The sequence below is a fragment of the Pedobacter sp. genome (assembly GCF_045627485.1).
Lineage (GTDB): Bacteria > Bacteroidota > Bacteroidia > Sphingobacteriales > Sphingobacteriaceae > Pedobacter.
Genome location: NZ_JAZQNU010000079.1, coordinates 1 through 7,383 on the forward strand (window position 1 = coordinate 1; position 7,383 = coordinate 7,383).

At 40.4% G+C, this 7,383-nt stretch carries 10 protein-coding genes; 6 read left to right on the top strand and 4 right to left on the bottom strand.

Going from position 1 to position 7,383, the window contains the following annotated elements:
• From ACR2F3_RS05890 to ACR2F3_RS05900, 3 genes are all read left to right on the top strand, one after another.
• On the top strand, positions 1-455 hold a 455-nt coding region (locus ACR2F3_RS05890; protein ID WP_432709052.1), incomplete at its 5' end, for a threonine aldolase family protein.
• A gap of 64 nt (positions 456-519) precedes the next feature.
• Entirely contained in the window at positions 520-2,007 is a 1,488-nt protein-coding gene (gene accC / locus ACR2F3_RS05895; protein ID WP_432709053.1) for an acetyl-CoA carboxylase biotin carboxylase subunit, read from the top strand.
• Between the two features lie 4 nt (positions 2,008-2,011).
• The gene (locus tag ACR2F3_RS05900; RefSeq protein ID WP_432709054.1) at positions 2,012-2,596 is read left to right on the top strand and encodes a riboflavin synthase; all 585 of its coding nucleotides are present in this window, start codon (positions 2,012-2,014) and stop codon (positions 2,594-2,596) included.
• Position 2,597: 1 nt separating this feature from the next.
• Here the strand turns inward: ACR2F3_RS05900 and ACR2F3_RS05905 are convergent, their stop codons facing one another.
• Positions 2,598-3,740: a tetratricopeptide repeat protein gene (locus ACR2F3_RS05905; RefSeq protein ID WP_432709055.1), complete on the bottom strand. Its 1,143-nt coding sequence runs from the start codon at positions 3,738-3,740 to the stop codon at positions 2,598-2,600.
• A 161-nt stretch (positions 3,741-3,901) separates the two neighbouring features.
• Between ACR2F3_RS05905 and ACR2F3_RS05910 the strand changes: the two genes are divergently transcribed.
• From ACR2F3_RS05910 to ACR2F3_RS05920, 3 genes are all read left to right on the top strand, one after another.
• Positions 3,902-4,198, top strand: coding sequence for a hypothetical protein (locus ACR2F3_RS05910; protein WP_432709056.1), 297 nt, complete (start codon positions 3,902-3,904; stop codon positions 4,196-4,198).
• A gap of 181 nt (positions 4,199-4,379) precedes the next feature.
• A complete protein-coding gene (locus ACR2F3_RS05915) occupies positions 4,380-4,967 on the top strand; it encodes a porin family protein (protein WP_432709057.1) in 588 nt (195 codons plus the stop codon).
• A 109-nt stretch (positions 4,968-5,076) separates the two neighbouring features.
• Positions 5,077-5,352, top strand: a complete 276-nt coding sequence (locus ACR2F3_RS05920; RefSeq protein ID WP_432709058.1) for a hypothetical protein — start codon at positions 5,077-5,079, stop codon at positions 5,350-5,352.
• Here ACR2F3_RS05920 and ACR2F3_RS05925 read toward each other — a convergent pair.
• The 3 genes from ACR2F3_RS05925 to ACR2F3_RS05935 all read right to left on the bottom strand — a co-directional run.
• Positions 5,336-6,259, bottom strand: coding sequence for a YihY/virulence factor BrkB family protein (locus tag ACR2F3_RS05925; protein ID WP_432709059.1), 924 nt, complete (start codon positions 6,257-6,259; stop codon positions 5,336-5,338). The two genes, ACR2F3_RS05920 and ACR2F3_RS05925, sit on opposite strands and share 17 nt — an antisense overlap.
• Before the next feature lie 54 nt (positions 6,260-6,313).
• On the bottom strand, positions 6,314-7,033 hold the full coding sequence (locus ACR2F3_RS05930; protein WP_432709060.1) for a DUF72 domain-containing protein: 720 nt from the start codon (positions 7,031-7,033) through the stop codon (positions 6,314-6,316).
• Between the two features lie 95 nt (positions 7,034-7,128).
• On the bottom strand, positions 7,129-7,383 hold a 255-nt coding region (locus tag ACR2F3_RS05935), incomplete at its 5' end, for an NAD-dependent epimerase/dehydratase family protein (protein ID WP_432709061.1).

Sequence of the window (7,383 nt, forward strand, 5' to 3'; positions counted from 1 at the left end):
ACTTCGATGGGATTTCAATCTGTTTATCGAAAGGATTAGGTGCCCCGGTTGGGTCTGTTCTACTCGGTTCAAAAGAAACCATCCATAAAGCCAGGAAGCTGAGAAAAGTATTTGGCGGTGGTATGCGACAGGCGGGATTTCTCGCTGCGGCAGGTATCTACGCGCTGGATCACCACATAGATCGCCTGGTGAAAGATCACCAGCACGCCATAGCCCTGGCCGATGCCCTAAGTAATGCATCATATGTAAAGTTTGTGATGCCTGTAGAAACTAACATTATTGTTTTTGAAGTGGCACCAGGGTTTACTGCCCAGTCTATTGTTGATGCCTTGCACAAAAAAGGGATCATATGTATGGCAACCGGTGCAAAAACTGTTAGATTTGTTACACATTTGGATGTTTCGCCAGAAATGATTGATCAGGCAATTGAAACCCTAAACCATTTACATCCATAATACGAGGTCATGATGTCTGGCCAGACCGCCACGTCGCGACCACTAAAAAACATAGATTCAACGCATGAAAAAAATACTAATCGCAAACAGAGGTGAAATTGCCTTACGCATTATGCGTTCGGCAAAAGAAATGGGCATTAAAACGGTTGCTGTGTATTCTGAAGCTGACCGCGAAGCTTTACACGTTCGTTATGCCGATGAAGCGATTTGTATTGGACCGCCGCCATCCAACCAAAGTTACCTCCTAGGTGAAAACATCATTGCCGCCTGTGAAGCAACCGGAGCGGAAGCGATACACCCGGGTTACGGTTTTTTGTCTGAGAATGCTGCCTTTGCCAGGCAGGTTAAAGAAGCTGGTTTAATTCTGATAGGGCCAACACCTGAGGCCATGGAAATTATGGGCAATAAGCTGTCGGCAAAAGCCGCGGCATTAAGCCACAAGATCCCCATGGTACCCGGTACAGAAGAGGCTATAACCGATGTGGAAGAAGCCAAACGTCGTGCAGTAGAAGTGGGGTTCCCTATTTTAATTAAGGCCGCTGCTGGTGGCGGAGGTAAAGGCATGCGCATCGTTAACCATGTAGACGAGTTTATTGAGCAAATGGAACTGGCAGTGAGCGAGGCCATATCGGCTTTTGGCGATGGTGCGGTATTTATAGAGCGTTATGTCTCTTCTCCAAGGCATATCGAAATCCAGGTGCTTGGTGATACCCATGGAAATGTGGTTCACTTGTTCGAAAGAGAATGTTCTATCCAGCGTCGCCATCAAAAGGTAATTGAAGAAGCGCCGTCCAGCATATTAACCGAAGATATCAGGCGAGAAATGGGCGCTTGCGCTGTGGCCGTTGCACGGGCAGTAAATTATGTTGGCGCAGGAACGGTAGAATTTATTCTTGATGAAAACCTTGATTTCTTTTTCCTGGAAATGAATACCCGCTTGCAGGTAGAACATCCCGTTACCGAATTAATAACCGGGATTGATTTAGTGAAAGAACAAATAAAAATTGCCAGGGGTGAGGTGTTGGGGTTTACTCAAGACGACCTGAAAATTAATGGCCATGCCATGGAGCTCAGGGTGTATGCCGAAGATCCCCTCAATAATTTCCTGCCTGATATTGGTACCTTGCAAACCTATAAAACACCAAAAGGTAATGGCGTACGTGTAGATGATGGTTTTGAACAGGGCATGGAAATCCCTATTTATTACGACCCTATGATTGCCAAACTAATTACCTTTGGAAAAGACCGGGAAGAGGCTATCGCCAGAATGGTAAGGGCTATTGACGAATATCAAATTACAGGTATCCAAACTACCCTTGGATTCGGCAAGTTTGTAATGACACATGATGTGTTTATATCTGGAAAATTTGATACACATTTTGTGAGCAAATATTTTAAAGATGACAGCCTGGATGCAGGAACAGAAGATGAAGCACTTATAGCCGCTTTAGCTGCCGTATTAACTTTAAAAAAACCTACAACACTATCCAGTACCACAGCGCAACAGGTGCAAAGCAGTGCATGGAGAAAAAATAGAACACAACTTTCATAAATATATGTTTACAGGTATTATCGAAACCCTGGGCCTGGTTACCAACCTTAAACAGGACGGAACCAACGTTCATTTCACCATCAAGTCGGCCATTAGTAACGATTTGAAAATTGACCAAAGCGTAGCCCATAACGGGGTTTGTTTAACGGTGGTTAAACTCGACGATGAAACACACACGGTAACGGCAATTCAGGAGACCCTGGAGAAATCGAATCTGGCTAGCCTGCAGATTGGCCGTTGTGTTAACCTTGAACGCTGCATGCAGCCTACCGGTCGCCTTGATGGACATATTGTGCAGGGCCATGTAGACCAGACAGCAGTTTGTGTGAAAAGGGAAGAACTAAATGGTAGCTGGGAGTACCGCTTTAAATACGATACCAGCGCAGGTAACGTCACGGTAGAAAAGGGTTCAGTATGTGTGAACGGAATCAGCTTAACAGTCGTAAATTCAACCACAGATGAGTTTTCGGTGTTTATAATTCCCTACACTTTTGAACACACTAACCTGCACGAAGTCGCTCCTGGTGATACCGTTAACGTCGAATTTGATATTATTGGCAAATATGTAGCACGCTTGATGAACAGGTAATCTACCGCTTCAACTCCTCTATTTTATTTTTGATAAAAGCAGCCAGTTTAGGGTTTTTATTCATCTCCGTAAAGTGCTTTAAATAGAGGTTATAATTGGCAATGGCATTCTTTTTATCCTGCAATCCATTTTCATACACTAAGGCGATGTTGTAGTATAGACTGCCATTGTTTTCGAACAATAAACCCCTTTTATAAGCAGCAAGGGCCTCCTGGTATTTTTTTGTGCGCTCATACGAATCGCCTAGTAAGCCATAATACGTGGCCGTCTTGTCCGATATAGCTTCCTTCAGCGTTTTATCCAGGTAGATGCTTGCATTTTTATAATCTTTAAGTCCCCGGTAACTTAAAGCGATGTTATAAAACAACCCTTCATTTTCCATCGCTTTGTCTTTAACCTGCAAAAAGTACTTTAAGGCGTTTTTATAATCCAGTGTTAAGAAATGGCTTTTTCCCAGGTTATTCATCACAAATGAAGAACTGTCGCCAAAGCTCAATAATTTCTCTCCGGTTTTAATAGCCTCCTCATACTTTTTATTAGCTAGGTTCATGAACATTTTTAATTTAAGCAACTGCAGGTTCGCGGTATCAGCTTGCAGAGCGGGCGTTAATACGGCATTAGCCTTTTTATAATCTCCCAGGTTGATATATAACTCACCAAGGTCATATGCCACATCCGGATCTATGGGGTTCAGGCTATTGGCCTTGATTAAATTGAACTGGTATTCTTTTGGGTCACTACCCTTACTCAGGGTAGCCAGTTGTTTGTACGCCGTTAGGTTATTGCTGTCTAAGGCCACAATAGCCTTATAATAGTGTGTTGCATTAGCCTGCTGACCTCTTTTTTGTTGCAGCGAAGCCAGGTTAAATAGTACCGGTAAACTATTGGTATCTGCTTCATATAACTTTAAGTAAATCTTCTCCGCTTCGGGCAGCCTACCCGTCATCATATTGAGGTAGCCTAACTGTCCGAGTAGTTTCGGATCCGTATTTTGGTCATCAGTATAGCCCTGTAAATATTGTAATGCTTCTGCATAACGTTGCGTTTGATAATATTGCAGCAGTGTATCTGCATTTTGCCCTTTTACGCTTAATGTTCCTGTAATTAATGTACAAATCAGGATTAGCGATTTTAATGGAGTCATAGCATATGTATTTGCGTTTCACAACTAAGTTATTAGTTATTTTACTTTATTCAAAGAATAATGTAAAACGCTTGTTAAAAACATTTCAATTTCTAACAACTTGGCCGGGTAATTGGTAATGATTAGTTATAAATAATGATTGTAATATTAAACCTAAGCATATGAATACGTTAGCGAAATTTGAATTAATGGAAAAGATTGTAAGAGAATTAGTTGATTTACAACATTCTCAACAAGCTCTTATTCAGAAAATTGGGAAGATAGAAGTGGATAACATTGAACTTGGTGATAAGAAATTAGAAAAAGACTTGCCTGATATGCACCAACGTGTAGCAGACAATCTTGATACCATTGGAAGCATCTTAGCTTATTTTGAAGATAAAACAAATAATTTTGGCGACAAAAACAATGTTGGCGCTTTGAAGGATCAACAGATTATTGATAACGCCGGCCAATAAATCTGGCTTTTGACTTTCTAAAAACATGTCCAGGGGTATCGTGAAAACGATGCCCTTTTTGACAGTCCATATAAAATAAGGTTAAACAAAAGCGTGAATAGCTGGTATTGTTGTTGAAGAATATAACTAATTTTACCCATTAAAATATATTAATTGAAAACATCTACTAATTAAAATGATTATGAAAAAGATACTATTATCTGCATTATTTATGTTTTCCGGTGCACTGGCATACGGACAATTGCTTCCAAGTTTTCAGTTTGGCGTCAAAGCAGGCGCTAACCTCACAAAATTTAAAACGGAAGATACCTTTAGCAGCGATAACCGTGCAGGTTATTTTGCCGGTGTATGGTCAAGAATCGGTGCAGCAGGTATACATTTACAGCCCGAGCTTTACTTAACCGGTAAAAACACGACTTTAGTTGCTGGTAATGGTCTGGAAAACGATGTTAAATTTACCAGCCTTGATGTTCCTGTGTTGATTGGAACTAAGTTTGGTGCAGCCGGTGTAGGTCTGCGTGTTAACACAGGTCCGGTGTTTTCTTTTATTCTAGACGATGAGCAGAAATTTGGTCAGGCCGCAAGTGATGTTTTCAGAGGCGACTTTAAAGGCCAGAACATGGCATGGCAGTTTGGCGCTGGTTTAGACTTTGGTTCCTTAGGGCTTGATTTAAGGTATGAAAAAGGTCTTTCTAAGATTAATAAAGGTAATTACGGTGAAACTAAATTGGACCTGTTTACTTTTGGCTTGTCTTATAGAATCTTGTAAAATATAAATTTTTCAACATTTGTGAAAAAAGGGTAAACTTAAACGGTTTACCCTTTTTCTTTGGCTTCATAATTGCCTGATTGGTTGTCCACCGCTAGCCAAATCTCTTATGACAATTAAAGAATCATTACTCAAAGGGACCAGTTTCATCCAACTGATGAAAGAATTTGCTGTAAAAGCAGAAAACATTAAAATTCAGGATGAGGAAATCCTGTTCAAAGTGTTTCCTTTTTACCAGCGTGAGGTGTTAAAAGAAAACATCTGCATTGAGGGGAGGAACGAGCATGGGGTGATTAATTTCTTTGGTACCTTACATTACAACCTGCTCAATAAACTTGCAGTATTTGAAATGCAGGGATTCGAGAAAATTAATCAGGGTTACTAACTACTTCCTTTATTTCATATTTGAAGGCACCTTTAATAGGCCTGATAGGAGTATTATGCGCTTCGCTCAACACTTTAACGAAACAGGCGCCGAAGTAAAAGATAAAAGACGAATAAAATACAAAAAGCATAATTAATATGATGGACCCTGAGGCACCATAAATATTTCCGATATTACTAAGTGGCAGCATAATACGCAAGATGAATTTACCAACTGTAAATAGGATGCCGGTAATAATTCCACCGCGAACGGCATTCCTCCAGGTTGGACGTCCATTGGTTAAAAAACGAAATAATACCGTAAACCAGGTGGTTACAATGGCAATAAACAACAACTGGTTAAGCACCATCAGGAAAAACTTTCCAAATAGTGGTGCCGCAGGATTCAGGTATTCGTGAATAAGGGCCTGGACGCTATCGGTTAGCAGTCCCACAAAGAATAAGATACCTGCCAGAAGAATAATCACCATCGATCGGCCCCGTAATTTCAATTTAAAGAAAAAAGATGAGTGTGCTTTAATGCCGATGCTCCAGATCTGGTCTAACGAGTTCTTGATTACATTGAAAAGTGTGGTCGCCACAAATAAAAAAAACACAAAACTGATCAGCGTTGCATACCAATGGTTGTCTATGGCGCCAATGTTTTTCAACGTATCCTTAATTTGTGTAGTACTGCTCTCATCAAGCAGATTGCCCAGCCGTTCGAAAAGTCCCTGAGCAAATAACCTGCGGTCTACAAAGTAGCCGAAAAGCTTAATTAAAATGAGTAAAATAGGAGGTAATGCAAAATTTGCGAAGAAAGCTGTTGCTCCCGCCAAACGTAATGGATCGTTCTTTTTAAGCAACACAAATGCTGCTTTAAAATGAACGAAGAAGCGTTTAGTTTCGTGTATAAGATTTTTTAACATTCTCCTTTAACAGCTTAAATCACCCGAAAATAGTTAATTTTTATGAAATGGGGTTCAAAATATTTGCCTTAGCGTTTTTGCATTATATACCGCGTTGGTATTGATGTCGTTATTGAAAAAGATAAAACCTTGTTTGATATTTTTCTTTGGGATAACTTCATTGGCAAATTCCTGCAACTGCTTGTCACTATAAAACGAGCTGTATAACTGCGTTTCACCATGAAAGCGAAAATAAAATAACGGGCTATTTTGAATTGTGGTTTTTGGTAATTCTGGATGGCTCATTCCACAGAAGCTGATCGCGTGTTTACCCAATTCCCTGTAAACTGTATCCTGCCACCAGCTCTCATGCCTGAACTCCATTACATTATTGAAATCAGTATGCAGGCTCTTGATAATTTTTTCCAGCCTTTCTTCTGTGTAAATATAACCCGGTGGAAGCTGGAACAAACAGCAACCACATTTTTCTTTCAAGCCTTTGTCCACTGTGCTATAGAAATCATCTAACAGGTTGTCTGTTTCGGTAAATTTCTTGTAATGGGTAATCAATCTGGGCGCTTTCACCGCAAAGCGGAAATGCGCTGCACTTTTTTCATACCAGGTATTTAAAATAGGTACCGTGGGAAACCGGTAAAAGGTGACATTGAGCTCCAGCGTGTCGAAATGTTCCGTGTAATAACTAAACCAATTTTTCATGGCGAGTTTTTCCGGATAAAAGCTGCCCCGCCAATGTTTGTAATGAAATCCAGAACAACCGATATGCCATTTTTCCATAAGCCTTTATCGCATAACAGGTGAATAATGACATTGTTCCCGGAACTATAATTTTGCCTGAGCAATTAATTAAGCCGAATTGCAGCTTAAAAATTTTAGAGGAGAGGTGCAACCGTCAGGTGTATTGCCGTCATGACGCCGTTAAAGATTTGTTCAATCATCATTTTAGTCGTGCCATATGGATTTGTAGTGCTTAAAAGCAAGTCTTCAGTTAACGGAGAAACGTTGTTCATCCCGTAAACTGTTGCAGAAGAACTGAAAACCAATTTTTTAACATTGTGGGCTTCCATTAATTCAGCAAGAACAAAGGTGCTGGTTAAGTTGTTGTGGTAGTATTTTAACGGTTCACT

Coding starts and splice junctions, on each gene's coding strand:
- accC (WP_432709053.1), top strand. CDS start 520: ATGAAAAAAATACTAATCGCAAACAGAGGTGAAATTGCCTTACGCATT.
- ACR2F3_RS05900 (WP_432709054.1), top strand. CDS start 2,012: ATGTTTACAGGTATTATCGAAACCCTGGGCCTGGTTACCAACCTTAAA.
- ACR2F3_RS05905 (WP_432709055.1), bottom strand. CDS start 3,740: ATGACTCCATTAAAATCGCTAATCCTGATTTGTACATTAATTACAGGA.
- ACR2F3_RS05910 (WP_432709056.1), top strand. CDS start 3,902: ATGAATACGTTAGCGAAATTTGAATTAATGGAAAAGATTGTAAGAGAA.
- ACR2F3_RS05915 (WP_432709057.1), top strand. CDS start 4,380: ATGAAAAAGATACTATTATCTGCATTATTTATGTTTTCCGGTGCACTG.
- ACR2F3_RS05920 (WP_432709058.1), top strand. CDS start 5,077: ATGACAATTAAAGAATCATTACTCAAAGGGACCAGTTTCATCCAACTG.
- ACR2F3_RS05925 (WP_432709059.1), bottom strand. CDS start 6,259: ATGTTAAAAAATCTTATACACGAAACTAAACGCTTCTTCGTTCATTTT.
- ACR2F3_RS05930 (WP_432709060.1), bottom strand. CDS start 7,033: ATGGAAAAATGGCATATCGGTTGTTCTGGATTTCATTACAAACATTGG.